Origin of the sequence: Mycobacterium sp. shizuoka-1, from assembly GCF_002723835.1 — a bacterium.
Lineage (GTDB): Bacteria > Actinomycetota > Actinomycetes > Mycobacteriales > Mycobacteriaceae > Mycobacterium.
The window spans coordinates 44,569-69,940 of the sequence record NZ_BEWG01000024.1; the positions used below are offsets into that span (position 1 = coordinate 44,569).

Consider the following 25,372-nt stretch of genomic DNA (forward strand, 5'->3'; position numbering starts at 1 on the left):
GGTGGCTTCCAAGCGTTCGGCACCGCCGCTCCCAGAGCCGTTGTCCCCGCTGATCGACGCGCACACCCACCTCGACGCGTGCGGCGCCCGTGACGTCGGTGACGTGCGCGCGATCCTCGACCGCGCTGGTGCGGCCGGGGTCGAAGCGGTGGTCACTATCGCCGACGACCTCGACGCCGCCCGCTGGGCCGCCGAGGCGGCCACCTGGGATCCGCGGGTCTACGCGGCGGTCGCGCTGCACCCGACCCGGGCCGGCGCCCTGGACGACGCCGCCCGTGCCGAGCTCGAGCAGCTGGCCAGCCAGGAGCGGGTGGTGGCGATCGGGGAGACCGGCATGGACCTGTACTGGCCGGGCCGGCTCGACGGCTGCGCCGAACCTTCGGCGCAGCGAGAGTCCTTCGCCTGGCACATCGACCTGGCCAAGCGGACCGGTAAGCCGCTGATGATCCACAATCGCGACGCCGACACCGAGGTGCTCGACGTGCTGCGCGCCGAGGGCGCCCCCGAAACGGTCATATTCCACTGTTTCTCCTCCGGGCCGCAGATGGCACGCACCTGCCTCGAGGCCGGCTGGGTGTTGAGCCTGTCCGGCACGGTCAGCTTTCGCAACGCCCGTGACCTGCGAGAGGCGGCCCTGCTGATCCCGCCCGGCCAGCTTCTGGTGGAGACCGACGCTCCGTTCCTCACGCCGCATCCGTACCGCGGGGCCCCCAACGAGCCGTACTGCCTGCCCTACACCGTGCGGGCGCTCGCCGAACTCGTCGACCGTCCGGCGGAGTTGCTGGCGGAGCAGTCCTCGGCGACCGCGCGACGGGTCTACGGTCTCTAAGGGTCTGTTGAGAGCGGCGTCCCCGGGTTGCTCCGGTCCGGCCTGGTTCGTTACCGTCTTGTGATCAAAGGGGGCCACGACGGCCCCTTGTTTTGTTTAGTGCTGAGGCGGGATCGAACTTTTGAATGCGTTGACCAAGCTCCACCAGTCGCCGTCACCGATCCTTCGTCTCGTCGTCGCCGCCGTGCTGCTGACGCTGTCCGGTGCCGGGGTGTTCGCGGTCGTGTCCGACAAGACCGTGACGCTGAACATCGACGGAACCCAGATGAAGGTCAGCACGATGAAGTCGCGGGTGATCGACGTCATCGAGGAGAACGGCTACACCGTCGGCGAGCGTGACGATCTGTTTCCGGGCGCCAACCAGACGGTGAACGACGCCGAGACGATTGTCCTGCGCCGCAGCCGCCCGCTCCAGATCTCGCTGGACGGCCAAGATTCCAAGCAGGTGTGGACCACCGCGTCGACCGTGGACGAGGCACTGGCTCAGCTGCGGATGACCGACACCGCCCCGGCCGCCGCCTCGCGCGGCAGCCGGCTGCCGCTGGAGGGGATGGCCCTGCCCGTGGTCAGCGCCAAGACCGTGCAGATCAACGACGGCGGCGTGGTAAGCACGGTTCATCTGGCCGCACCGAACGTAGCCGGACTGCTCGCCGCCGCGGGCGTGCCGCTCGAGCAGGCCGATTCGGTGGTGCCCTCGGCGTCGTCTCCGGTGATCGCCGGCATGCAGATCCAGGTGACCCGGACCCGGGTGGAGAAGGTCACCGCGCGGGTACCCCTGGCACCGGTTGCCCAGCGGATCGAGGACCCCACGATGAACATGAGCCGCCAAGTCGTCGAAGACCCGGGAACTCCGGGAGTGCAGGACGTGACTTTTGCTGTCGCCACGGTCAACGGGGTCGAGACCGGACGGTTGCCCGTTGCCAACACCGTGGTCGTCCCGGCCCGTGATTCGGTGCTGCGGGTCGGCGCCAAACCGGGAACGGAGGTGCCGCCGGTGCTCAACGGTCCGATCTGGGACGCCATTTCCAGGTGCGAGGCGGGCGGAAACTGGGCGATCAATACCGGCAACGGTTACTACGGTGGCGTGCAATTTGATCAAAACACCTGGGAAAGAAACGGCGGACTGCGGTATGCTAGCCGTGCCGATCTGGCAACAAGAGAAGAACAAATTGCAATTGCTGAAGTAACGCGTTCGCGACAAGGCTGGGGAGCGTGGCCCGTGTGTGGTAGGGGTGCATCGTGACAATTCGTCTCCTCGGGCGTACCGAGATCAGAAATCTGGCCAAAGAACTCGACTTCAAGCCGCGTAAATCTCTCGGCCAGAATTTCGTCCACGACGCAAATACCGTGCGTCGCATTGTCTCGGCGTCCGGCATCAACAAGCACGACCATGTGCTGGAAGTCGGGCCAGGCCTGGGTTCGCTGACTCTGGCGTTGCTGGATCGTGGCGCCACCGTGAGCGCCATCGAGATCGACCCCGTGCTGGCCGCGCGCCTGCCCAAGACCATTGCTGAGCACTCGCACAGCGAAATCCATCGGCTGACCGTGCTCAACCGGGACATCCTGGGTATCGAGCGCGCCGACCTGCCCGAGCAGCCGACCGCCGTCGTCGCCAACCTGCCCTACAACATCGCCGTTCCGGCGCTGCTGCACCTGCTGGCCGAGTTCCCCTCGATCCGGACGGTGATGGTGATGGTCCAGGCCGAGGTGGCCGAGCGGCTGGCGGCAGAGCCCGGCGGCAAGGACTACGGCGTTCCCAGCGTCAAGGTCCGGTTCTTCGGCAAGGTCCGCCGCTACGGCATGGTGTCGCCGACGGTGTTCTGGCCGATTCCCCGGGTCTACTCCGGCCTGGTGCGGATCGACCGCTACGAGACCTCGCCCTGGCCCGCCGATGACGGCTTCCGCCAGCAGGTGTTCGACCTGATCGACATCGCGTTCGCGCAGCGTCGCAAGACCGCCCGCAATGCCTTCCTGGAATGGGCGGGCACGGGTAACGAGTCCGCCGAGCGGCTGCTCGCGGCCAGCATCGACCCCGCCCGTCGTGGGGAGACGCTGACCATCGCCGATTTCGTCCGGCTGCTGCAGCGCTCCGTCGACTTCACCGAGAAGGACTCCTCAGACGGCCCGTCGCGGCCGGCTCAGGTGTTCTAGACGCTTCGTCTCACCGTTTCGGCCAGTTGGTGCACCAATTCGGTGCATGACGGGTACCGCCGGTCCGGATCCTTGGCGATCGCTCGGGCCAGGACCATGTCGAACGACCGTGACAGCCACGGGGTCTGCCGAGACACCTCGGGCGGCGGCAGGTGCAGGTGCGCGTCGACCAGGATCACCGGATCGTCGGCCGGGAACGGTGGCGCGCCGGTCAGCAACTCCACTGCCGTGCAGGCCAGCGCGTATTCGTCGGTGGCGGCCTGGGGTAGTCGGCCCTGCACCAGTTCGGGCGCCGCGTAGGGCAGCGACGCCAGCACCTGGGCCGGCCGGTGCCAGACGTCCTCGGCGAGTACGTGGGCGACCCCGAAGTCGATCAGTACCGCACCGCTTTTCGAAAACTCCTGGTGCACAAGAATATTCGCAGGTTTCACGTCGCTGTGCACCACCCCGTCGTGGTGGGCGTGGTCGAGTGCGGCGGCGATCTGGGCGAGCGCCTCGAGCTTGGCCTGCAAGCTCGGCAGCCTGGTCACGTTGCCGCCGTCGACGTACTGCATGGTCATCCAGTGCGGGCCGTGGTCGTAGACGGCCACGATGTGCGGGTGGCGCAGCCGGTCCGCGAGACGAAACTCGCGAGCCAGCCGGGCGGTGCTGATGTGGTCGCGGTGGTCGTCGTCGAGCACCTTCAGCGCGACCGGTCGCAGGTTCGCGTCGTGGGCGAGGTAGACGCAGGCCTGCCCGCCGCGGCCGGCCACGCCGTCGACGACATAGCCCGCGACCGACTGCCCAGGAGGTAGCACGCTTCGACCCTAGATACGCGGGCCGGCGGCCGGCCGGGGAATCCCGCACGGCGCGATAGTCTCGTCCGGTGTCCCCGACCAACGGCTCGATCGCGCCGGAATGGGTGCCGACCGGGTCGGTGACTGTACGAGTGCCGGGCAAGGTGAACCTTTACTTGGAGGTCGGCGACCGGCGCGCCGACGGCTATCACGAACTCACCACGGTCTTCCACGCGGTGTCGCTGGTCGACGAGGTGACCGTGCGCAACGCCGACGTGTTGTCGCTGCGGATGGTGGGGGAGGGTGCTGAGGAGCTGCCCGCCGACGAGCGCAATATCGCCTGGCGGGCTGCCGAGCTGATGGCGCAGCACGTCGGGCGCGCCCCGGACGTGGACATCACCATCGAGAAGTCGATCCCGGTCGCCGGCGGCATGGCCGGCGGCAGCGCGGACGCCGCGGCCGTTCTGGTCGCGATGAACAACCTGTGGGAGCTCGGTGTGCCCCGGCGCGATCTGCACGCGCTGGCCGCGCAATTGGGCAGTGACGTTCCGTTCGCGCTGCACGGCGGGACGGCGTTGGGCACCGGCCGGGGTGAGGAGCTGGCGACGGTGTTGGCCCGCAGCACCTTTCACTGGGTGCTGGCGTTCGGTCAGGGCGGATTGTCCACCGCCGAGGTCTACCGGGAGATCGACCGGCTGCGCGAGACAGGCGACCCGCCGCGGCTGAGCGACCCCGAGCCGCTGCTGGGTGCGCTGGCCGGCGGCAACCCGCGCGAGCTGGCGGCCCTGCTGGGCAACGATCTGCAGGCCGCGGCGTTGAGCCTCAACCCCGGGCTGCGCCGCACGCTGCGGGCCGGCGCCGACGCCGGTGCGTTGGCCGGGATCGTGTCCGGATCCGGTCCCACCTGTGCGTTTCTGTGCGAGTCGGCGGCGGCCGCGGTGGATGTCGGCACCGAACTGGCCGGTGTCGACGTGTGCCGCACCGTGCGGGTGGCCAGTGGCCCCGTGCACGGCGCCCGCATCGTGTCGAGCTAGGCCTCTCCGAATCCGCCGGCGTGGTGTGACGCGCTTCTCAATAGCTCTTAAAACTTGGCAGTAACTTAAGGGAAGTTTAAGATGATCGGCGGTGATAACTCGCGGCCTGGCACTGCATATGTGCTCGTCGCCCACCCCGACCCGGGGCGGGCGATGGCCGGGCGGCACCGCGGCGTGTGATGTCGCATCACCATTTCGAGACCGAACCGCTCCCCAGTCGTACTGGCGTGCCTCCTATGCAGTGCGTTGCGGTAGGCGGAGCATGAAGTCATCGTCGCTGATCAGCCAGCTCCGGATGCCGAGGAGGTCGTCGTGAGCCGTTTCACCGACAAGATGTTCCACAGTGCCATGACCAGCAGCAAGGGCATGGTCACCGGTGAACCCAACGAGCCGGTCCGGCACACGTGGCGCGAGGTCCACGAACGCGCCCGCCGGATCGCCGGCGGCCTGGCCGAAGCAGGCATCGGTCTCGGTGACGCGGTCGGCGTGCTGGCCGGCGCTCCGGTGGAGATCGCACCCACCGCCCAGGCGCTGTGGATGCGCGGCGCCAGCCTCACGATGCTGCACCAGCCGACTCCGCGCACCGACCTCGAGCAGTGGGCCAAGGACACCGCCACCGTCATCGACATGATCGAGGCCAAGGCCGTGATCGTCTCCGACCCGTTCCTGGTCGCCGTGCCGGTGCTCGAGGAGCGCGGGGTCACCGTGCTCACGGTGGAGGCATTGCTGGCCGCCGAGCCGATCGACCCGGTCGAGACCTCCGAGGACGACGTCGCGCTGATGCAATTAACGTCCGGATCGACTGGTTCTCCGAAGGCCGTGGTGATCACCCACCGCAACATCCACTCCAACGCCGAGGCGATGTTCATCGGCGCCAAGTACGACATCGACAACGACGTCATGGTCAGCTGGCTGCCCTGCTTCCATGACATGGGCATGGTCGGATTCCTGACCATCCCGATGTACTTCGGTGCCGAGCTGGTCAAGGTCACCCCGATGGACTTCCTGCGCGACACGTTGCTGTGGGCCAAGCTCATCGACAAGTACAAGGGCACCATGACCGCGGCGCCGAACTTCGCGTACGCGCTGTTCGCCAAGCGGCTGCGCCGCCAGGCCAAGCCCGGCGAATTCGACCTGTCCACGCTGCGGTTCGCGCTGTCCGGTGCCGAGCCGGTCGAGCCCGCCGACGTCGAGGACCTGCTGGACGCCGGCCGTCCGTTCGGGCTGCGGCCCGAGGCCATCCTGCCGGCCTACGGCATGGCCGAGACCACCCTGGCGGTGTCGTTCTCCGAGTGCGACGCCGGGCTGGTGGTCGACGAGGTGGACGCCGACCTGCTGGCGGCGTTGCGGCGCGCGGTGCCTGCCTCCAAGGGCAACACCCGCCGGCTGGCCACCCTGGGCCCGCTGCTGACCGATCTCGAGGCGCGCATCGTCGACGAGGACGGCAATGTGTTGCCGGCCCGCGGCGTCGGCATCATCGAGTTGCGCGGCGAGTCGCTGACCCCGGGCTACATCACGATGGGCGGCTTCGTGCCGGCCCAGGACGAGCACGGCTGGTACGACACCGGTGACCTGGGCTACCTGCTGGAGAACGGCCACGTCGTGGTCTGCGGCCGGGTCAAGGACGTCATCATCATGGCCGGGCGCAACATCTACCCGACCGACATCGAGCGGGCCGCCGGCCGCGTCGAGGGCGTGCGTCCCGGATGTGCAGTCGCGGTGCGGCTCGACGCCGGCCACTCCCGCGAGACCTTCGCGGTGGCCGTCGAATCCAACGCCTGGCAGGACCCGGCCGAGGTGCGCCGGATCGAGCACGAGGTGGCGCATGAGGTGGTGGCCGAGGTCGACGTGCGACCGCGCAACGTGGTGGTTCTCGGCCCGGGCACGATTCCCAAGACGCCGTCGGGCAAGCTGCGCCGGGCCAATTCGGTCGCGCTGGTCACCTAGCTCAGACCCGGCAGCTGATCTCCATCGCGTCGGAGTCCCGGACCGGGAAGCTCACTCCGGCGTAGCCGTTCGCCGGGTCGCGGATGTACTCGACGTAGGGCCGGGCGTCCGGCAGACCGGTGTTGTCGGCGACGACCAGCGCGCCCGGACGCAGCCTGGGCTCCAGCAGATGTAGGACCGGCAGATAGAGGTCCTTCCAGCCGTCGAGCAGCACGAAATCCACCGGTTCCTCGATGCCGGCGAGCGTCTGCAGCGCGTCGCCGGCCAGCACGGTGATCAGATCGCCCAGGCCGACCTCGGCAAAGCTGGCCTCGGCGGTCGCGACCTTGGCCTCGCTGAGTTCGGTCGTCACCACCCGGCCGGTGCCGTTGTCGCGCACCGCGCTGGCCAGATGAAGTGCCGAGAGCCCCAACGACATTCCGAACTCCACCACCAACGCCGGGCGGACCGCGCGGACCAGGGTGTAGAGCAGCTGCCCGGACTCCGGAGTCACCGGCAGGTAGAAGTCGGCCAGGGCGTCGGCGCGTTCCTGAGCCGTGGTGCCCGCGAAGATCTGGCCGCCACGCTCGCGCAGCTGTGCCATCTGCTCGCCGGCCTCTTTGTACATGCGGTCGATGGTCGCGGCGACTTTCGGATCGCGCAGGGTGTTCATGGCGCGAGGCTACCCTCGTCATCTGAGTATGCTGTACCATACTCAGCTATGAGCGTGCCGCCCCGTTTGGCCGACCACCCGACCGTGCAGGCAGTGGCGGCCCGACGGAAACCGCCGCCGGCGCCGGTGATCGACGCCGGCTGGCTGCGCGAACTGTGCCTGTCCGCCGGAGCCGACGATGTGGCGTTCGCCAGCGTGGACAATGCCGAACTGGCAAGTGAGCGAGACCATGTCGAGGCGGCACTGCCCGGGACCCGCAGCTACATCAGCCTGGTGGTGCGGATGAACCGGGACAACGTGCGCTCGGTCGCGCGCAGTGTCGCCAACCAGGAATTCCACCGCACCGGTGAAATGATCAACGAGGCCGCGCATCGGATCACTCGTGCGCTGCAGGACGCCGGTCACCGCGTCCTCAACCCGTCGGCCACCTTCCCGATGGAGATGGATCGCTACCCCGGCCGGATCTGGGTGGTGGCGCACAAGCCCGTCGCGGTGGCCGCCGGTCTCGGCGTTATGGGCATCCATCGCAACGTCATCCATCCGAAGTTCGGCAACTTCATCCTGCTCGCCACCATTCTCGTCGATGCACCGATCAGCAGTTACGGTGTGCCGCTGGACTATTCGCCCTGTCTGGAATGCAAGCTCTGCGTCGCCGCCTGTCCGGTCGGGGCGATCAAGAAGGACGGCGAGTTCGACTTCGTCGCGTGTTCGGTGCACAACTATCGCGAGTTCATGGGTGGGTTCACCGACTGGGCGCAGACGATCGCCGACAGCGAGGACGCCGCCGACTTCCGCTCCAGGGTCACCGATTCGGAGAACGCGTCGATGTGGCAGAGCCTGTCGTTCAAAGCGAATTACAAGGCCGCCTACTGCCTGGCGGTCTGCCCGGCCGGCGAGGACGTCATCGAGCCCTACCTCGACGACCGCAAGGGTTTCATGGACCTGGTCTTGCGGCCGCTTCAGGAGAAGGTGGAAACCCTTTACGTGCTGCCGAATTCAGCAGCCAAGGCGCACGCCGAACGGCGCTACCCGCACAAGCCGGTCAAAGTCGTGGACTCCGGTACCCGGGGGCGCGCGTAGGCTGGGGCGATGGAGCGCGCTCTCGGCTGGGTCGGGGTGTCCGGTGCCGTGGCGGCGATGGTCGTGGTGCTCGCGCTCGACGCCCTGCTCGGCGGGCAGCGCACCCGGGGCCGCGAGCTACGCGCGGCAACGATCTCCGAATACGTCTACACCTCGGGCAGTTGGGCTTTCGTGGCCGCGGTGCTGATGCTGGCCGGCGGCTCGACGGCCCTGCTCTTCGGACTGATCAGGGCCGGCCTGGTCCGTCTGTTCTCGGCGGGGTCGGTGGCGATGGCGCTGTGGGTTGTTGCACTGGTGGCCATTGTGGCTTTTCCCAAACACAATTGGGTCACCGGGCCGAGCGCGTCGGGCACGGTACACCGGGTTGCCACCCTGGTCGCGTTCATCGCGCTGCCGGTCGCAGTCCTGCTGATCGCCGACGGCCGGTCCGGCACCGCCAGGGCGGCCAGGTGGTTCGCCGTGATCGGAATCGGCTGGCTGACAGTCCTGTTCGGGGCCATCGCGGCCGGCATGATGACCGACCGGCCGTGGTGGCGGCTCATCCCGCTCGGCTTGGTCGAGCGGGGGATCGCCGGGTTCGAGGTGGCGGCTGTCATCGCGCTCGGGCTGTGGCTGGCCCGCGCTCAGCACGCCAGGCTAGCCGGCCGGCTGCCGGCGTCCTGATTGCATCGACAGTGTCACCGCGCGGGGCTGCGGCTCCATCGCCTCGAGAACGTCGTACACCTGCCACCAGCGCGCCTCGTGCTGCGACACCGAGATGCGGCCCTCGTCGAGGTCGAGGTCGGCGTGGTCCAGTGCTCGGGCCAGGTCCCGCAGCGTCGCGTAGCGCCGGTCGACCTCGTCGTGGCCGTAGCCGGCGACCGTCACGGCCGTCAGCGTCTGAACCCTGGCCCGCACGTCGCCGGCCAGCACGAACGTCAATGCGCCGACGGCGATGTAGACCATCGTCCCGCCGATCAGCGCGGTCTCCGGCATGCCGGTGAATTCCCCGCCGACTTGCAGGCCCAGCCACAACGCGGCGCCCCACAGCGGCCAGCCCCGCCACACCCGCAGCATGCGCCGCTGCCCGGCGGTGATACCGGGCGGGAACACCACCAACCGATAGCGGGCCACGCCGTAGCGCGCGGGGTAGGCGTCGAAGGAACCCCAGGTACGTGTTGATCTCACGTATTCAGATCTACGCCGGTGGCGCCCCCGGAGCGGCGATCCCTACGGAATCCTGACGCCCCGCGCCCGAATCCTTACGGTCGCCTCACCAGGCGTGCACCTGGTTCTGGGCGGTCTCCAGCCCGACCTCGATCAGCAGCTCGGTCGCGTCGGCGGCCTGCTCGCAGATCGCCGGGACCTCCCTGCGCTCGACCGCGCTGAACGGCTCCAGCACGTAGGCCGCCGGATCTTTGCGCCCGGGCGGGCGCCCGATCCCGATGCGGACCCGCTGAAAGTCCTTGGTGCCCAACACGTTGGCCACCGACCGCAGCCCATTGTGCCCGCCCTCGCCGCCACCGAGCTTCAGCCGGATCCGGCCGAAGTCGATGTCGAGCTCGTCGTGGATGACGATGATGTCGGCCGGGTTCACCGAATAGAACTTCGCGAGCGGACCGACCTGGCGCCCCGACTCGTTCATGTAGGTGCGCGGCTTGGCCAACACCACCGGACGGTGCGCGAGCCGGCCGGTCACGATCTCCGCGCCGGACCGCTTGTGCACCTTGAACTGGTCGCCCATCCGGGCGGCCAGCAGGTCGGCCACCATGAAGCCGACATTGTGCCGGGTCTTGGCGTACTGCGGTCCGGGGTTGCCGAGGCCGACGACCAGCAGGGGTTCGGCCATCCGGGCTTACTCGGCCTCGGCCGACTCGCCCTCGGCGGCTTCGGCAGCCTCGGCTGCCTGGTCGGCGATCGACTCGCCGCCGCCCTCGGACTCGAGCTCCTCGGCCGACGGCGCGGTGACGATGTTGACGACCAGCAGCTCGGGATCGCTGACCAGGGTGACGCCCTTGGGCAGCTCGACCTGGCCCGCGGTGATCTGGGTGCCTTCCTCGGCGCCCTCGATCGAGATGGTCAGGTGCTCCGGGATCGACATGGCTTCCGCCTCGATCTCGATGACGTTGGCGTCCTGGGTGACCAGCGTGCCGGGGGCGGCATCGCCCTCGAGGGCGATGTGCACCTCGACGGTCACCTTCTCGCCGCGCCGGACGACCAGCAGGTCGGCGTGCTGGATGTTGCGACGGATCGGATGGATCGACAGGGCCTTGGTCAGCGCCAGCTGCTCCTTGCCGTCGACGTCCAAGACCAGCACGGCGTTGGTGCCGGAGTGCCGCAGGACGGCCGCGTAGTCGTGGGCGTTGAGTTCGAGGTGCTGGGGCTCGGCGCCGTGGCCGTAAAGGACGACGGGAACCTTGCCCTCGCGGCGGGCCTGGCGCGAGGCGCCCTTGCCGGTCTTCGCCCGCACGGTGGCGGTGAGATTGTTGGTGCTGTCCTTCTTGGCCATGATCGGTGCTCCTGAGTTATCCGTCGTCTTTCGCACGGAGAAGGCAGGCACCGATTACAGGAAGCCTCGTCGATAACGGTGGTCGGACCACCCTCGCCGTGACGCGGCCACCAGGGTAGCCGACCAGGGCCTCAGAGCGGAAATTCGATGGCGGTGAGCTGCTCGGACAGCCGCCACAGCGCCTTGGCGGTGGTCTGATTCCTGGCCAGCGGGCTGCGCGGGGACGGGCCGGTCGGGCCGCGCATCGCGAACCTGGGCCCGATGAAACTGTTGCCGGGCAGATCCTGGCTGGCGGCGTAGAGCGTGTGGCTCGCCCCGAAGTCGGCGCTGGTGGCGAAGACGCTGTTGCCGAGGTCCCAGATCCGGGTGCCCATTCGGTTGCCGGTATGCCCCTGCAGGTTGGTCGCCGAATAGCCGGGATGGGCGGCGTGCGACTTGAGCGGCGAACCGGCGGCGTCCAGGCGTTTCTGCAGTTCACTGGTGAACAGCAGGTTGGCGAGCTTGGACTGGCCGTAGGCCAGCCACGCCGAGTACGGCCGCGCCTTCCAGTTCAGGTCCTTGAGGCTGATCTTGCCGAGCAGGTGCATGAACGACGAGACCGTGACCACGCGGTCGGTGATCTTGGGCAGCAGCAGGTTGGTCAGCGCGAAGTGGCCCAGGTGGTTGGTGCCGATCTGGCTTTCGAAGCCGTCCTTGGTCACGGCGTACGGAACGGCCATGATGCCGGCGTTGTTGATCAGCACGTCGACGGTGTCCACGCCGTCGGCGAAGTCCCTGATCGAGGCCAGGTCCTGCAGATCGAGGCTGCGCACCTCGACGTCGCCGGTCACAGTCGCTGCTGCGGCGGCGGCCTTCTCAGCGTTGCGGCAGGCCAGGATGACGTGCGCGCCGACCCGGGCCAGTTCTCGGGCCGTGACCAGTCCCAGCCCGCTGTTGGCTCCGGTGACGATGGCGGTACGTCCGGCGAACGACGGCAGATCTGCAGCGGTCCAACTCATGGGAGATCACTTTAGGGGGCGGGCGTGCTCGCCCCTACTTGAGCGCGACGCTGAAACCTCTGATGATCGCCTCGACATCGTCGGAGGCGGCCGCAGCCTGGTCGGCCAGGGTGGTCACGGTCAGCTGGACCAGGTAGCGCTGGAAGGTCGGAGCGGCGGTCACCGGGATCACCACCCGGTTGTAGGAATGCAGGCGCTTGTCGTTCAGGTCGTAGCTGCCCTCGATCATCGACGACGGGAAGCCGTCAAAATCGGCGTCCGACGCGTTGAGCTTGGTGAAGTTCTTGCTCATCTCGGCATCGGCGCTGGCGTGCTTGAGCGCCTCGCGCACGTCGAAGTTGCCGGAGAGTTTGAACACGATCACCATCGCCGTCGGGTAGGTGTTGTTCTTGGCGATCACCTCGGTGCCGGGGGAGAAGTTCGAGTTGGTGTACTTGGTCCAGCCCGGCGGCTTGGGCAGCGTCACAGTGATGTCGGTGAGCTTGTCCAGCGGGATCTGCTCGCCGGTGACCCCGACGCCGTAGAGGTATTCGGCGATCGGCTGCGGGGTGTCCGACGTGGTGGGCGGCGCCGTCGTCGTGGCCGGTGAGGTCCACACCGAGGAGTAGTCCGGCGGCGTCGACCCGCACGCCGCCAGGGTCATGGCCAGCGCGATGGACAGGGCTGCGCTGCGCGCTCTCACAGAATTTCGTGCACCGATTCGATCGGGCGAGCCAGCCGGGTGCCCTTGGACGTCACCACGAACGGGCGCTCGATGAGGACGGGGTTGGCTGCCATGGCATCCAGCAGGTCATCGTCACTGGCTTCGGCGAGATCCAGCTCGCTGTAGAGGGATTCGCGCTTGCGTACCGCGGTGCGCACGTCGATGCCGGCGTCGGCGATCAACGTGGCGATCTCGGCGCGCGACGGTGGCGTCTTCAGATATTCGACGATCGTGGGCTCGATGCCGTTCTCGCGCAGCAGATCCAGTGTCTTGCGGGAGGTGCTGCAGCGCGGGTTGTGATAAATGGTCGCCGACAACTATGCGTCTCCGTCGAAAAGACCTGTCACCGAACCATTTTCGAAGACCGCACGAATGGTGCTGGCCAGCAGTGGGGCGATGGACAGCACCGTCAGCTGCGGGAAGCGCTTGGACTCGTCGATCGGCAGGGTGTTGGTGACGATCACCTCGCGGGCGCCGCTGTCGGCGAGGCGCTCGCGGGCCGGGTCGGACAGCACGCCGTGGGTGGCGGCGATGATCACGTCTTTGGCGCCGTCGTTGTGCAGCAGCTTGACCGCGCCGGCGATGGTGCCGCCGGTGTCGATCATGTCGTCGGTCAGCACGCAGGTCTTGCCGGCCACGTCACCGACGACCCGGTTGGACACCACCTGGTTGGGCACCTTCGGGTCGCGGGTCTTGTGGATGAACGCCAGCGGGGTGCCGCCCAGTGCGTCGGCCCACTTCTCGGCGACCCGCACGCGGCCGGAGTCCGGCGAGACCACGACGACGTTGGAGCAGTTGTAGTTGTCCCGGATGTAGCCGGTCAGCAGCGGCTGGGCCCGCATGTGGTCGACCGGGCCGTCGAAGAAGCCCTGGATCTGGTCGGTGTGCAGGTCGACCGACACGATGCGGTCGGCGCCCGCGGTCTTGAACAGGTCGGCCACCAGCCGGGCCGAGATCGGCTCGCGGCCGCGGTGCTTCTTGTCCTGGCGGGCGTAGGGATAGAACGGCAGGATCGCGGTGATGCGTTTGGCGCTGCCGCGCTTGAGCGCATCGATCATGATCAGCTGTTCCATCAGCCATTTGTTCAGCGGCGCGGGATGGGACTGCAGGACGAAGGCGTCGCAGCCGCGCACGGATTCATCGAAGCGAACGAAGATCTCGCCGTTGGCGAAGTCGCGTGCGGTCTGCGCGGTGACCTGGACGTCGAGCTCTTTGGCGACCTGATCGGCCAGTTCCGGGTGCGCGCGGCCCGAGAAGAGCATCAGATTTTTGCGGTTGTCGGTCCAGTCCGTGCCCACTGTGTGCTGCCCTTGCCGGTCGGAGGTCGATACGGGGCAATCGTACGGTGCCGGGTCCCCGGGTTACCAAAAAGGCAACATCTGGCGACGTCGTCACTGCGTCGGTTGACCCGCCTCGGGTTCTTTCGCCTTGGCCGCGGCCTGCGCCGATGCACTGCCGGGGCGTTTGCGGATCACCCAGTCCTCGATATTGCGCTGTGGTCCAGCCGACACCGCCAGCGCGCCCGGCGGCACGTCGTCGCGCAGCACCGTGCCTGCGCCGGTGTAGGCGCCGTCGCCGACGGTGACCGGCGCGACGAACATGGTGTCTGAGCCGGTCCGCACGTGCGAGCCGATTCTGGTGCGGCTCTTGTTCTCGCCGTCGTAGTTCACGAACACGCTGGACGCGCCGATGTTGCTGTGCTCGCCGATGTCGGCGTCACCGACGTAGGTCAGGTGCGGCACCTTGGTCCCGGCGCCGATCACGGCGTTCTTGGTCTCCACGAACGCCCCGAGCTTGCCGGTCTCGCCCAGCGCGGTGCCGGGGCGCAGGTAGGTGAACGGGCCGACGGTCGCGCGCTCGCCGATCACCGCCTCGCTGCCGTGCGTGCGGACGACACAGGCGCCGTCGCCGACCGTCACGTCGGTCAGCGTCGTGTCCGGCCCGATCTCGCAGCCTGCGCCGATCCGGGTGCCGGCCAGCAGCTGGGTGCCGGGCCGGATCACGGTGTCGCGGCCGATCGTGACCTCGACGTCGATCCACGTGGTCAACGGGTCGACGACGGTCACGCCGTTGCGCTGGTGGGCGGCCACCACGCGCCGGTTGAGTTCCCGGGCCAGTGCCGAGAGCTGGACGCGGTCGTTGACCCCGGCGACCAGTGCGTGGTCGTCGATGTGGGTGGCGGCCACGATCCGTCCGTCGGCCCGCACGATCGAGATGACGTCGGTCAGATACAGCTCATGCTGGGCGTTGTCGGACGACAGGCGGCTCAGCGCCGACCGCAGTTCGGTGATGTCGAATGCGTAGACACCGGAGTTGACCTCGCGGATGGCCCGCTGCTGCGGGGTGGCGTCGGCCTCCTCGACGATGGCGATCACTTCGCCGTCCTGGGTGCGCAGGATCCGGCCGTAGCCGGTCGCGTCGGGCACGGTGGTGGTCAGGATGGTCGCCGCCGCACGTCCGCCGTGATGGGTCGTGATCAGCTCGGCCAGCGTCCGGGCATCCAGCAGGGGCACGTCACCCGCGGTCACGACGACGGTGCCGGTGAAATCGTCGGGCAGCCCGGTCAGTCCGCACAGTGCGGCGTGTCCGGTGCCCAGTTGCTGTTCCTGTACCGCGACCTCGATGGGGCGGCCCAGGTCCTCGGCGAGCCCCGCGACGACGGGCGCGATGCGCTCGCGGTCCTTGCCCAGCACGACGACCAGGTGTTCGGGGGCGACCTCGGCGATCGCGTGCAGGGTGTGCGAGAGCATGCTGCGGCCACCGAGGGTGTGCAGCACCTTGGGGGTGTCCGAGCGCATACGTGTCCCGGCACCGGCCGCGATGACCAAGACGGCTGCCTGCGAGGGTGTCGTCACGCTACGGCCTCCCAAAGAACGCTCCGTCGCCAGGACTCGAACCTGAACTATCTGAACCAAAATCAGAGGTGCTGCCGATTACACCACGACGGACTGGCCGAAATATCCGCCTGAGACTCTAGTCCAAGGAGGTGATGGGTTACGGCGGGCAGGAGCGCAGCGACCCGGGGAGTGGTTACGGCGGGCAGGAGCGCAGCGACCCGGGGAGTGTGTAAGGCGGGCAGGAGCGCAGCGACCCGGGGCTAGGCTCAACGGGTGGCAGCACCGGAGAAGGAGCCGCGGGCACCGCGCGCTCGGATGACCGGCACCGAACGCCGGCGCCAGCTGATCGACGTGGCCCGCACGCTGTTCGCCGAACGCGGGTACGAGGGCACCTCCATCGAGGAGATCGCCCAGCGGGCCAACGTCTCCAAGCCGGTGGTCTACGAGCACTTCGGCGGCAAGGAGGGCCTCTACGCCGTCGTCGTCGACCGGGAGATGTCGGCGCTGCTCGACGGCATCACCTCGTCACTGACCAACAACCGCTCCCGGGTACGGGTCGAGCGGGTGGCGTTGGCGCTGCTGACCTATGTCGAGGAGCGCACCGACGGATTCCGCATCCTGATCCGCGACTCACCCGCCGCGATCAGCACCGGCACCTACTCCAGCCTGCTCAACGACGCCGTCGGCCAGGTGTCCTCGATCTTGGCCGGTGACTTCGCCCGCCGCGGCCTCGACCCCGGGCTGGCGCCGCTCTACGCCCAGGCGCTGGTCGGTTCGGTGTCGATGACCGCGCAGTGGTGGCTGGACACCCGGGAACCCAAGAAGGAAATGGTGGCCGCACATCTGGTGAACCTGATGTGGAACGGGCTGACCCACCTGGAAGCCGATCCGCAGTTGGAGGGTGAGTAAGCCGACCCCGGGCCGGTGGCGGGCACGTATTCTGTCGGACGGGAGGACGACGCCGTGGCGGAGCAGCGGGAGGTCATCGAGCAGGTCGGTGCTGCGCTGGCTGCGGCCGCACGGCTCGAGGACGTCCAGCAGGTGGTCAAGGTGGCCGCCCGCCGGCTCGCCGACGCCCACGGCTCGACGTTCGTTTTGCTGGACCACGACATGTGTTACTACGCGGACGAAGATTCGATGAGTCCGTTGTGGAAGGGCCAGCGTTTCCCGGCCTCCGACTGCATCAGTGGCTGGTCGATGATGCACCGCACCGCGGTGACCATCTCCGACATCCGCCGCGACGAACGCATCCCGCAGGAGGCCTACCGCCCGACCTTCGTCCGCAGCCTGGCCATGGTGCCGATGCTCGGGCCCGACCCGATGGGTGCGATCGGGGTGTATTGGGCCCAACCTGGCCGGCCGGACCCGACGGTAGTGCCTGCGCTGCAGCAGCTGGCCGGGCTCGCGGTGCAGGCGTTACGGCGTTTCCCAGAGGGTATTCCGGACCCGGGTTTCACCGTCGTCGGCGCCTACCCGACTGGTGGCGACGCCCGCTGAGGCGACCTGCGTCACAACGCACAGGCGAATCGCGGCCCGCCGCAACGTGTTCGGCGGTCCTGCCTAGAATGGGGTGATCATGACCGCACCGGGGCACCAGTATGTCCAGACCCCGATAGCGGGGCTGGTGGATGTGGCGCTGACCGCGCCGGGCTTCGTCGAACTCGCCCGGCGAGCGGCCGAGCGTCCCGACACACTCGCTCTGGTCGGGCCGGCCAGCGCCCAGTTGTACACCGCGTGCGCAGTGGCCCGCGGCGGTCCGCTGCTGGTGGTCACCGCGACCGGCCGGGAGGCCGACGACCTCACCGCCGAACTGCGCGGCGTGTTCGGCGACGCGGCGGCGATGTTCCCGTCCTGGGAGACCCTGCCGCACGAGCGATTGTCGCCCGGGGTGGATACCGTCGGCGCCAGGCTGATGGTGCTGCGACGGTTGGCCCACCCCGACGACGCCCGGCTGGGCCCGCCGCTGCGGGTGGTGGTCACCACGGTGCGTTCCCTGCTGCAGCCGATGGCCCCGGATGTCGCCGACGTCGAGCCGGTGACCTTGAGTGCCGGCGCCGAGTTCGACTTCGACGAGCTGATCGCCCGGCTGGTGGAGCTGGCCTACACCCGTGTCGACATGGTGGGCAAGCGCGGAGAGTTCGCGGTTCGCGGCGGCATCCTCGACGTGTTCCCGCCGACCGCCGAGCACCCGGTCCGGGTCGAGTTCTGGGGCGACGAAGTCAGCGAGATGCGGATGTTCTCGGTGGCCGACCAGCGTTCGATCACCGAGCTCGAGGTGGACAGCGTGGTCGCGGTGCCGTGCCGCGAACTGCTGCTCACCGACGACGTCCGCGCCCGCGCCGCCGCGTTGCTGGCTGACCGGCCCCGCGACCCCGACAACCAGGTCACCGGCAGTGTCGCCGACATGCTGGCCAAACTGGCCGAAGGCATCCCGGTCGACGGGATGGAGGCGCTCACGCCGGTGCTGCGGCCCGACGAGCTGACGTTGCTCACCGACCACCTGCCGCCGGGCACCCCGCTGCTGGTGTGCGATCCGGAGAAGGTGCGCACCCGCGCGGCCGACCTGATCAAGACCGGGCGGGAGTTCCTCGAGGCGTCGTGGTCGGTCGCCGCGATCGGCGGTGACGCCCCGATCGACGTCGAGGAGCTCGGCGGCTCCGGGTTCCGCGAACTCGAGGACGTGCACGCCGCCGCCCGGGCGTCTGGTCACCCGTGGTGGACGCTGAGCCAGTTGGCCGCCGAGGACGCCTACGAACTCGACGTGCGGGCCGCCCCGTCGGCCCGCGGGCAGCAGAGCACCGTCGACGAGATCTTCGCGATGCTGCGCGCCCACGTCACCGCGGGCGGCCCGGACCACTACGGCGTGGTGGTGGCGCCGGGCACCGGCACCGCGCACCGGGTCGTCGAACAACTCGGCGAGCGGGACGTCCCGGCGGCGATGCTCGAACCCGGCCAGGCCCCGAAACCCGGCGTGGTCGGCGTGCTCAAGGGCCCGCTGCACGACGGCATCATCGTGCCGGGCGCCAACCTGGTCGTGATCACCGAAACCGATCTGACCGGTAACCGGGTGACCGCCACCGAGGGCAGACGGCTGGCCGCCAAGCGTCGCAACACCGTCGATCCGCTGGCGCTGACCGCCGGTGACCTGGTGGTGCACGACCAGCACGGCATCGGCCGGTTCGTCGAGATGGTGGAGCGCACCGTCGGCGGTGCCCGGCGCGAATACCTGGTGCTGGAGTACGCCTCGTCGAAACGTGGTCAGGGAGCCGACAAGCTCTTCGTCCCGATGGACTCCCTGGACCAGCTCTCGCGCTACGTCGGCGGCCAGGAGCCCAGCCTGAGCCGGCTCGGCGGCAGCGACTGGACCAACACGAAAACCAAGGCGCGCAAGGCTGTTCGCGAGATCGCCAGCGAACTGGTGGCCTTGTACGCCAAGCGGCAGGCCGCGCCCGGGCACGCCTTCGGCCCGGACACCCCCTGGCAGGCCGAGATGGAGGACGCGTTCGGCTTCACCGAGACCATGGATCAGCTGACCGCCATCCAGGAGGTCAAGGCCGACATGGAAAAGCCGGTCCCGATGGACCGGGTGATCTGCGGCGACGTCGGCTACGGCAAGACCGAGATCGCGGTGCGGGCGGCGTTCAAGGCGGTGCAGGACGGCAAGCAGGTGGCGGTGCTGGTGCCCACCACGCTGCTGGCCGACCAGCACCTGCAGACGTTCACCTCGCGGATGGCCGGTTTCCCGGTCACCGTGAAGGGGTTGTCGCGGTTTACCGATCCCGCCGAATCCCGCGCGGTCGTCGAGGGGATGGCCGACGGCAGCGTCGACGTCGTGATCGGCACCCACCGGTTGCTGCAGACCGGTGTGCGCTGGAAGGACCTCGGCCTGGTGATCGTGGACGAGGAGCAGCGCTTCGGCGTCGAACACAAGGAGCACATCAAGAGCCTGCGCACCCACGTCGACGTGCTGACGATGAGCGCGACCCCGATCCCGCGAACCCTGGAGATGAGCCTGGCAGGCATCCGGGAGATGTCGACCATCCTCACCCCGCCCGAGGAGCGCTACCCGGTGCTGACCTACGTCGGCGGACACGACGACAAACAGGTCGCCGCGGCGCTGCGCCGGGAGCTGCTGCGCGACGGGCAGGCGTTCTACATCCACAACCGGGTCAAAAGCATCGACGCGGCGGCCGCGCGGGTGCGCCAGCTGGTGCCCGAGGCGCGGGTGGTGGTCGCGCACGGCCAGATGCCCGAGGAGTTGTTGGAGCGCACGGTCGAGGGGTTCTGGAACCGCGAGTACGACATCCTCGTCTGCACCACGATCGTCGAGACGGGCCTGGACATCTCGAATGCCAACACGCTGATCGTGGAGCGGGCCGACACCTTCGGCCTGTCCCAGCTGCATCAGCTGCGTGGCCGGGTGGGCCGCAGCCGTGAGCGGGGTTACGCCTACTTCCTGTATCCGAAGGAGATGCCGCTCACCGAGACCGCCTACGACCGGCTGGCCACCATCGCGCAGAACAACGAGTTGGGCGCAGGCATGGCAGTGGCGTTGAAGGACTTGGAGATTCGCGGCGCCGGCAACGTCCTTGGGGTGGAGCAGTCCGGCCATGTGGCCGGGGTGGGGTTCGACCTCTATGTCCGGCTGGTCGGTGAGGCGGTGGAGGCCTACCGGGCCGCTGCCGACGGCAAGACGGTCACCACGGCCGAGGAGCCCAAGGATGTGCGCATCGATCTGCCGGTCGACGCCCACCTGCCGCCGGATTACATCGACAGCGACCGGTTGCGGCTGGAGGCCTACCGCCGGCTGGCCGCCGCCGCCGACGACGCGGGCATCGGCTCGGTGGTGGAGGAGCTCACCGACCGCTACGGGCCGCTGCCCGAGCCCGCGCAGCGTCTGCTGGCGGTGGCCCGGTTACGGCTGGTGTGCCGTCGGTACGGCGTGACCGAGGTGGCCGCCACCGGAAGTGGTTCTGCCACAACGATTCGGGTGTCGCCGCTGACGCTGCCCGACTCGGCGCAACTGCGCCTCAAGCGGGTGTACCCGGGCGCGACCTACCGGGCCACGACGTCGACGGTGACGGTGCCGATCCCACGCTCGGGTGGTGGCGTCGGCGCACCGCGGATCCGGGACCTGGAACTGGTGCAGATGGTCGCCGACCTGCTTCTCGCACTGGACGGACAACCCCAGGGTGAGCTTGATATAACGACTTTCACACCGGCGGGCTCGCAGAAGGGAGATCGGCAGTGACGGTCATCCTCGTCGACCCGCGCCGTCCGTCGCTGGTGCCGGTCGAGGCGGTCGAGCTGCTCGGCGGCGAGGTGCAGTACACCGAGGAGATGCCGATCAAGGTGCCGTGGTCGCTGCCGTCGGCGCGGCCGCTGTTCACCGGCGGGCAGGACGCGCCTGCGCCGGTGCTGCTGTCCTCCGACCGTCAGCATCCCGAGGTGCGTGCCCGGCTGGCCGCCGGCGAACGATTGATCGCCGTGCCGGATCCGCAGCCCGGCGAGCGACTCGTCGACGCGGTGGCCATCATGGACCGGCTGCGCACCGCCGGGCCGTGGGAGAGCGAGCAGACCCACGATTCGCTGCGGCGCTACCTGCTGGAGGAGACCTACGAGCTGTTCGACGCCGTGCGGGGTGGCAACCTGCAGGAACTGCGCGACGAACTCGGCGACGTGTTGCTGCAGGTTCTGTTCCACGCCCGGATCGCCGAAGAGGCACAGCGCGATTCGTTCACCATCGATGATGTCGCCGACGCGCTGGTGCGCAAGCTCGGCAACCGGGTGCCCGCGGTGCTCGCCGGCGAGTCGATCTCGCTGGAAGACCAGCTGGCCCAGTGGGAGGAGCGCAAGTCGCTGGAGACCAGTACGCGGGTGTCCTGTGTCGATGACGTGCCCACCGGGCAGCCGGCGCTGGCGCTGGCCCAGAAGGTGATCGCCCGAGTGCGCAACGCGGGTCTGCCCGCCGAGCTCATCCCCGCGTCGATCGTGACGGTCACCGTGGCTGCCGAGAAGGATGCCGAGAACGAGTTGCGGACCGCGCTTTTGGAGTTCATGGATACCGTGCGCGCGGTGGAACGCGCGATCGAGGCCAGCCGCCGCGCAGCCGATGTGCCCAGTCAGCTCGACACCGCCGCGCCGCTGGGTGCGGTCAGCGAGCAGGAGTGGCGCCGGCACTGGCCCGCGCCGCACGGCGTATCGGTGGAGCTGCCGCTGGTGCCGGAGCTGATCTCAGAAGACGACCCGCTCGACGATGTCGACACCGTGCACATCGATTCCGGCGACGAGGAATTCGACGTCCCGGAGTTGGCCGTCGACGATGTAGAACTGGTCGAGCCCGAACTCGATCAGTCCAGCAGCGTCGAACCCCAGTAGTCACCGTCGCGCAACCCGGGCGGCACGGCGAAGATCGCGCTGCCGGTGTGGGTGATGTACTCGTTGAGCAGGTCGCGGCGGGCCAGCTCCATCTGCATCGGGATGAACTGGGTCACCGGGTTGCGCACGAAGGCGATGAAGAACAACCCGGCGTCCAGGTGCCCGAACCCGTCGGAACCGTCGGTGAAGTTGTATCCGCGGCGCAGTATCTGGATGCCGTTCAGGTGCTGCGCCGAAGCCAGCCGCACGTGCGCGTCGCGGTCGATCAGCGGCTCGTTCTTGTTGTCGACGAGGTCGAAATTGAGCTCTTCGAACTCCTGCTTGAGCCCGTTGGGCGCGCCGCTGCCCTTCTGCCTGCCGATCACCCGCTCCTGCTCGAGCAGCGTTGTGCGGTCCCAGGATTCGATGCGCATCCGGATCCGGCGGCTGATCATGTAACTGCCGCCGGTCATCCAGTCCGGGCCGTCGCCGGGGGCCACCCACACCTGCTTGTTGAGGGTGTCGGTGTCCTCGGCCTTGATGTTGGCCGTCCCGTCCTTGAACCCGAACAGGTTTCGTGGAGTCGACTGCTCACGGGTGGTCGACGAGGTGCGGCCGAAGCCCAGCTGGCTGTAGCGCACCGCGACCGTGCCGAAGCCGACCCGGGCCAGGTTCCGGATGGCGTGCACCGCCACCTGAGGATCATTCGCACAGGCCTGGACCACGATGTCGCCGCCACAGCGGGCCGGGTCCATCGTCTCGTTCGGGAACTTCGGCAGGTTCTCCAGCAGTGCCGGCTTCTGGGCGGCGAGCCCGAAGCGGTCCTTGCCGTCCTTGAGGAACAACGTCGGGCCGAACCCGATCGTCAGCGTCAGCTGGGAGGCGGGCAGACCCAGTGCCTCACCGGTATCCGACGGCGGCGCATAGGGATTGAGTCCGATCGCGCCGTCGTGAACGGCCTCCTCGCCGGCGGTCATCCGCTCGGCCATGCCGGTCCACTCCTTGAGCATCGCGACGAGGTCGGCCTTGGATTCGGTCGTCACGTCGAATGTCGCGAAGTGCATCCGGTCCTGCGCCGGGGTGATGATGCCGGCCTGGTGCTCACCGCGGAACGGCACCGGCTTGTCCAGACCGCCGGTGCCGGTGCTGGCTGCCCCGGCCCGCCCGGCCAGCACCCCGGCGCCGGCCGCGCCGACCACCGCGGCGGTCACGCCGGCGGCACCGAAGAGCTTGCGTCGCGAGAGGCCGGACCGGTCCGATTGGGCCGGGGTGGTCTCGTCGGCGTTACTGGGGAGCGATGACACCCTGCACCTGACTTACTTCCTTGCTCAGCGCGTCGATGGCGCGTGAGAGTTCTTGGCGCTGCGGCTCGGTCACCGTGTCGTAGGACACGAATCCGTCGCCCTTGCGGTACTTGGCCAGCAGTGCCTCCACGTCGGCGAAGCCCTTGTCGACCCGCTTGCCCAACTCCGGGTCGCGGCTGTCGAGGATGGGGCGAACCGAGGCGACCGCGGTCTGCGAGCCCTGCACGTTGGCGTTGAAGTCCCACAGGTCGGTGTGGCTGAAGATGTCCTCTTCGCCGCTGATCTTGCTGGCGGCGACCTCGTCGAGCAGACCCTGTGCACCGCCGGCGATCTGGGTGGAGTCGATGGTCCAGCCCGGTGCCTTCACACCGTCGTTGAGCTCCTTGACGTCGGCCAGCAGCTGATCGGCGAGGGCGTTGGCGTCGGGCTGCAGGCCGGTGACCCACAGCTGCTTCTCCAGGGCGTGGAAGCCGGTCCACTTCTGGCCGGGTTCCAGGTCGGCCTCACGGAGGTCGATGCGCGGATCGAGGTCGTTGGGGAACGCTTCGGCCACCGGCTCGATGCGCTCGTAGTAGGTGCGTGCGATCGGGTACTGGGCCTTGGCCGCCGCGACATCGCCCTTCTTGATGGCGTCGACGAACAGCTGGGTGGCCGGGATCAGGGCGTCGGTCTGGCTGTTGACGTAGCGCTTGTAGCTCTCGGAGGCTTCCTTGAACTCGCCCTGGGTGTCGACGGCAACGGCGTCGCCGGTGACGGTGAAGTCGCCGCGGATGCCGTCACCGATCATCCCCGGCTTGCAGGCCGTCTGGTAGGTGCCCGGCTGACCGAGCTGCACGATCAGCTTGCGCTGCAGGCCCGGCGAGATGTTTTCGACCTCGCCCATCACCCGTTCGCCCTCGCCGTAGACGTAGAACTCGGTGACCTTCGTGCCGTTGTTGGTGATCACGAAGGTGCTCGGTCCGGTCGTGGCCTTGGTGCTCGACAGCGTGCACTCGGTGTCGGAGGCGGTGACGGTGATCTCGGAAGACGACTTGGTGCTCGAGTCCGCGGATGTGGTCTCTTTGGCCGTGCAGGCGGACAGGGAGACGCCGGCCAGTAGTGCCGCGGCAGCGGCGGTACTGGTCTTGATGCCGTGGGGGATCGTCACTGAGGGGACCTTTCGGAGAGGGAGGAACGCTCCGGATGCGCGGTGGCAGGGGAGCTTTCGGCGGAAAGGGGACTTTCGGTGGAAGCCTGCGGCTTCGGTGCGCGGCTGGTGGGCCGGACGAACAGGGCCAGCACCACGACGACGTAGGCCAGCCAGCAGGTCAGTTGCAGCACGGTCGGGGTCGGGGTGACGTTGAAGACGCCCTGCACGATCTCGCCGTACCAGGCCGACCAGTGCTGCGAGCTGATGTCGAACGCCTTGTTGCCCAGCCCGGGCAGCCAACCCACGGTCTGCATGGCCCCGATGCCGTACGACAGGACGCCTGCGGCGACGAGGATCAGGAACACCCCGGTGTATTTGAAGAACTTGGCCAGGTCGATCCGCACGGCGCCGGCGTACATGCCCCAGGCGATCGCGGCGGCGGCCAGCACGCCGATCAGCAGCCCGAGCAGCGGCCAGGCGGTCTCTGCTTCGGCATAGCCGACCATGAACAGTGCCGTCTCGAAGCCTTCGCGGCCGACGGCCAGGAACGCCAGCATGAACACCGCCAGCGCGCCGGTCTCCAGCGCCTTGGACATCCCGGCCCGCAGTTCACCCGACATGCCGGCGGAGGCCTTGCGCATCCACAGCACCATCGAGGTGACGATCGCGACCGCCACCAGCGAGGCCACCCCGGCGATGGCCTCGGCGGCCAGGTCCTTGATCGTGTAGGCGCCGTACTGGATCGTCAGGAACACGCCCACGGTCATCAGGACCGCCGCCCCGACGCCGAGCCACACCCATTTCAGGGCGTCGCGGCGGCCGGATTTCACCAGGAACGCGGTCAGGACCATGACGATGATCCCGGCCTCGAGGCCTTCGCGCAGACCGATCAGGCCGCTGCCGAAAAGCTGGGCGGTGACGTTGGGGGCCGCCGCGCTGAATGTGGTGTGAATGCCTGCTGTCGAGAGGGATGCGATGCCCGCCAGGTCACTCATCGGCGCGTCCTAACTCACTGACTTCGGATAATGCCAGGTAAGCAAGGCTTACCAAACCAAGGTTGGGCTCACCTTAACAGACGGCAGAGAAC

Annotated in this window: 24 protein-coding genes and 1 tRNA gene; 11 read left to right on the plus strand and 14 right to left on the minus strand. The window is 68.4% G+C overall.

What is annotated here, in order from left to right; all coding sequences use genetic code 11:
- Position 1 precedes the first annotated feature (1 nt).
- The 3 genes from MSZK_RS08130 to rsmA all read left to right on the plus strand — a co-directional run bounded on the left by MSZK_RS08130 (position 2) and on the right by rsmA (position 2,980).
- Positions 2-829 (plus strand): TatD family hydrolase, encoded by an 828-nt coding sequence (locus MSZK_RS08130; RefSeq protein WP_099246672.1) that lies wholly within the window; start codon positions 2-4, stop codon positions 827-829.
- Between the two features lie 121 nt (positions 830-950).
- Positions 951-2,072, plus strand: a complete 1,122-nt coding sequence (locus tag MSZK_RS08135; protein ID WP_099246674.1) for a resuscitation-promoting factor — start codon at positions 951-953, stop codon at positions 2,070-2,072.
- Positions 2,069-2,980 carry a 16S rRNA (adenine(1518)-N(6)/adenine(1519)-N(6))-dimethyltransferase RsmA gene (gene rsmA / locus MSZK_RS08140; RefSeq protein ID WP_099246676.1) on the plus strand — a complete coding sequence of 304 codons (912 nt, stop codon included), beginning with the start codon at positions 2,069-2,071 and terminating at the stop codon, positions 2,978-2,980. The genes MSZK_RS08135 and rsmA overlap by 4 nt, the downstream gene beginning before the upstream one ends.
- On the opposite strand, the gene MSZK_RS08145 is transcribed toward rsmA, so the two are convergent.
- Positions 2,977-3,777, minus strand: coding sequence for a serine/threonine-protein kinase (locus MSZK_RS08145; protein WP_099246678.1), 801 nt, complete (start codon positions 3,775-3,777; stop codon positions 2,977-2,979). The genes rsmA and MSZK_RS08145 overlap by 4 nt on opposite strands.
- A 68-nt stretch (positions 3,778-3,845) precedes the next feature.
- On the opposite strand from MSZK_RS08145, the gene MSZK_RS08150 reads away from it, so the two are divergent.
- Positions 3,846-4,790: a 4-(cytidine 5'-diphospho)-2-C-methyl-D-erythritol kinase gene (locus MSZK_RS08150; RefSeq protein WP_099246681.1), complete on the plus strand. Its 945-nt coding sequence runs from the start codon at positions 3,846-3,848 to the stop codon at positions 4,788-4,790.
- A gap of 312 nt (positions 4,791-5,102) precedes the next feature.
- A complete protein-coding gene (locus MSZK_RS08155; RefSeq protein WP_099246683.1) occupies positions 5,103-6,737 on the plus strand; it encodes a fatty acyl-AMP ligase in 1,635 nt (544 codons plus the stop codon).
- A gap of 1 nt (position 6,738) precedes the next feature.
- Here the strand turns inward: MSZK_RS08155 and MSZK_RS08160 are convergent, their stop codons facing one another.
- Positions 6,739-7,389, minus strand: a complete 651-nt coding sequence (locus tag MSZK_RS08160; protein WP_233211173.1) for an O-methyltransferase — start codon at positions 7,387-7,389, stop codon at positions 6,739-6,741.
- 48 nt (positions 7,390-7,437) lie between these two features.
- Here MSZK_RS08160 and MSZK_RS08165 point away from each other — a divergent pair, with 48 nt between their 5' ends.
- Complete coding sequence (locus tag MSZK_RS08165) at positions 7,438-8,469, plus strand: epoxyqueuosine reductase (protein ID WP_099246685.1); 1,032 nt, start codon at positions 7,438-7,440, stop codon at positions 8,467-8,469.
- Between the two features lie 9 nt (positions 8,470-8,478).
- On the plus strand, positions 8,479-9,132 hold the full coding sequence (locus MSZK_RS08170) for a DUF998 domain-containing protein (protein ID WP_099246687.1): 654 nt from the start codon (positions 8,479-8,481) through the stop codon (positions 9,130-9,132).
- Here MSZK_RS08170 and MSZK_RS08175 read toward each other — a convergent pair.
- From MSZK_RS08175 to MSZK_RS08215, 9 genes are all read right to left on the minus strand, one after another.
- Positions 9,106-9,636, minus strand: a complete 531-nt coding sequence (locus tag MSZK_RS08175) for a DUF6611 family protein (RefSeq protein ID WP_142389900.1) — start codon at positions 9,634-9,636, stop codon at positions 9,106-9,108. The genes MSZK_RS08170 and MSZK_RS08175 overlap by 27 nt on opposite strands.
- A gap of 85 nt (positions 9,637-9,721) precedes the next feature.
- On the minus strand, positions 9,722-10,297 hold the full coding sequence (gene pth / locus MSZK_RS08180; RefSeq protein WP_099246691.1) for an aminoacyl-tRNA hydrolase: 576 nt from the start codon (positions 10,295-10,297) through the stop codon (positions 9,722-9,724).
- A gap of 6 nt (positions 10,298-10,303) precedes the next feature.
- A complete protein-coding gene (locus tag MSZK_RS08185; protein ID WP_099246693.1) occupies positions 10,304-10,957 on the minus strand; it encodes a 50S ribosomal protein L25/general stress protein Ctc in 654 nt (217 codons plus the stop codon).
- Positions 10,958-11,088: 131 nt separating this feature from the next.
- Positions 11,089-11,955, minus strand: coding sequence for an oxidoreductase (locus MSZK_RS08190; RefSeq protein WP_099246695.1), 867 nt, complete (start codon positions 11,953-11,955; stop codon positions 11,089-11,091).
- A 34-nt stretch (positions 11,956-11,989) separates the two neighbouring features.
- Positions 11,990-12,637: an LpqN/LpqT family lipoprotein gene (locus MSZK_RS08195; protein ID WP_233211174.1), complete on the minus strand. Its 648-nt coding sequence runs from the start codon at positions 12,635-12,637 to the stop codon at positions 11,990-11,992.
- Positions 12,634-12,975, minus strand: coding sequence for an arsenate reductase (glutaredoxin) (gene arsC / locus MSZK_RS08200; RefSeq protein WP_099246698.1), 342 nt, complete (start codon positions 12,973-12,975; stop codon positions 12,634-12,636). The genes MSZK_RS08195 and arsC overlap by 4 nt, the downstream gene beginning before the upstream one ends.
- The gene (locus MSZK_RS08205; protein WP_099246700.1) at positions 12,976-13,956 is read right to left on the minus strand and encodes a ribose-phosphate diphosphokinase; all 981 of its coding nucleotides are present in this window, start codon (positions 13,954-13,956) and stop codon (positions 12,976-12,978) included. It lies immediately after the preceding gene.
- Between the two features lie 93 nt (positions 13,957-14,049).
- Positions 14,050-15,513 (minus strand): bifunctional UDP-N-acetylglucosamine diphosphorylase/glucosamine-1-phosphate N-acetyltransferase GlmU, encoded by a 1,464-nt coding sequence (glmU, locus tag MSZK_RS08210; RefSeq protein WP_099246702.1) that lies wholly within the window; start codon positions 15,511-15,513, stop codon positions 14,050-14,052.
- Positions 15,514-15,534: 21 nt separating this feature from the next.
- A tRNA-Gln gene (locus MSZK_RS08215) sits at positions 15,535-15,606 on the minus strand.
- Between the two features lie 204 nt (positions 15,607-15,810).
- On the opposite strand from MSZK_RS08215, the gene MSZK_RS08220 reads away from it, so the two are divergent.
- The 4 genes from MSZK_RS08220 to MSZK_RS08235 all read left to right on the plus strand — a co-directional run bounded on the left by MSZK_RS08220 (position 15,811) and on the right by MSZK_RS08235 (position 21,873).
- Positions 15,811-16,404, plus strand: coding sequence for a TetR/AcrR family transcriptional regulator (locus tag MSZK_RS08220; RefSeq protein ID WP_036420722.1), 594 nt, complete (start codon positions 15,811-15,813; stop codon positions 16,402-16,404).
- A gap of 54 nt (positions 16,405-16,458) precedes the next feature.
- Positions 16,459-16,992: a GAF domain-containing protein gene (locus MSZK_RS08225; RefSeq protein WP_099246901.1), complete on the plus strand. Its 534-nt coding sequence runs from the start codon at positions 16,459-16,461 to the stop codon at positions 16,990-16,992.
- 79 nt (positions 16,993-17,071) lie between these two features.
- The gene (gene mfd / locus MSZK_RS08230; RefSeq protein WP_099246903.1) at positions 17,072-20,746 is read left to right on the plus strand and encodes a transcription-repair coupling factor; all 3,675 of its coding nucleotides are present in this window, start codon (positions 17,072-17,074) and stop codon (positions 20,744-20,746) included.
- A complete protein-coding gene (locus MSZK_RS08235; protein WP_099246706.1) occupies positions 20,743-21,873 on the plus strand; it encodes a nucleoside triphosphate pyrophosphohydrolase in 1,131 nt (376 codons plus the stop codon). Before mfd ends, MSZK_RS08235 begins: the two co-directional genes overlap by 4 nt.
- On the opposite strand, the gene efeB is transcribed toward MSZK_RS08235, so the two are convergent.
- The 3 genes from efeB to efeU are packed head-to-tail and all read right to left on the minus strand — an operon-like array spanning position 21,846 to position 25,280.
- Positions 21,846-23,156, minus strand: coding sequence for an iron uptake transporter deferrochelatase/peroxidase subunit (gene efeB / locus MSZK_RS08240; protein WP_099246708.1), 1,311 nt, complete (start codon positions 23,154-23,156; stop codon positions 21,846-21,848). The genes MSZK_RS08235 and efeB overlap by 28 nt on opposite strands.
- Complete coding sequence (efeO, locus tag MSZK_RS08245) at positions 23,137-24,303, minus strand: iron uptake system protein EfeO (RefSeq protein ID WP_099246710.1); 1,167 nt, start codon at positions 24,301-24,303, stop codon at positions 23,137-23,139. The genes efeB and efeO overlap by 20 nt, the downstream gene beginning before the upstream one ends.
- Positions 24,300-25,280, minus strand: a complete 981-nt coding sequence (gene efeU, locus MSZK_RS08250; protein ID WP_099246712.1) for an iron uptake transporter permease EfeU — start codon at positions 25,278-25,280, stop codon at positions 24,300-24,302. Before efeU ends, efeO begins: the two co-directional genes overlap by 4 nt.
- Positions 25,281-25,372 lie beyond the last annotated feature (92 nt).

Coding starts and splice junctions, on each gene's coding strand:
- MSZK_RS08165 (WP_099246685.1), top strand. CDS start 7,438: ATGAGCGTGCCGCCCCGTTTGGCCGACCACCCGACCGTGCAGGCAGTG.
- MSZK_RS08160 (WP_233211173.1), bottom strand. CDS start 7,389: ATGAACACCCTGCGCGATCCGAAAGTCGCCGCGACCATCGACCGCATG.
- MSZK_RS08220 (WP_036420722.1), top strand. CDS start 15,811: ATGACCGGCACCGAACGCCGGCGCCAGCTGATCGACGTGGCCCGCACG.
- pth (WP_099246691.1), bottom strand. CDS start 10,297: ATGGCCGAACCCCTGCTGGTCGTCGGCCTCGGCAACCCCGGACCGCAG.
- efeU (WP_099246712.1), bottom strand. CDS start 25,280: ATGAGTGACCTGGCGGGCATCGCATCCCTCTCGACAGCAGGCATTCAC.
- MSZK_RS08170 (WP_099246687.1), top strand. CDS start 8,479: ATGGAGCGCGCTCTCGGCTGGGTCGGGGTGTCCGGTGCCGTGGCGGCG.
- MSZK_RS08190 (WP_099246695.1), bottom strand. CDS start 11,955: ATGAGTTGGACCGCTGCAGATCTGCCGTCGTTCGCCGGACGTACCGCC.
- MSZK_RS08185 (WP_099246693.1), bottom strand. CDS start 10,957: ATGGCCAAGAAGGACAGCACCAACAATCTCACCGCCACCGTGCGGGCG.
- mfd (WP_099246903.1), top strand. CDS start 17,072: ATGACCGCACCGGGGCACCAGTATGTCCAGACCCCGATAGCGGGGCTG.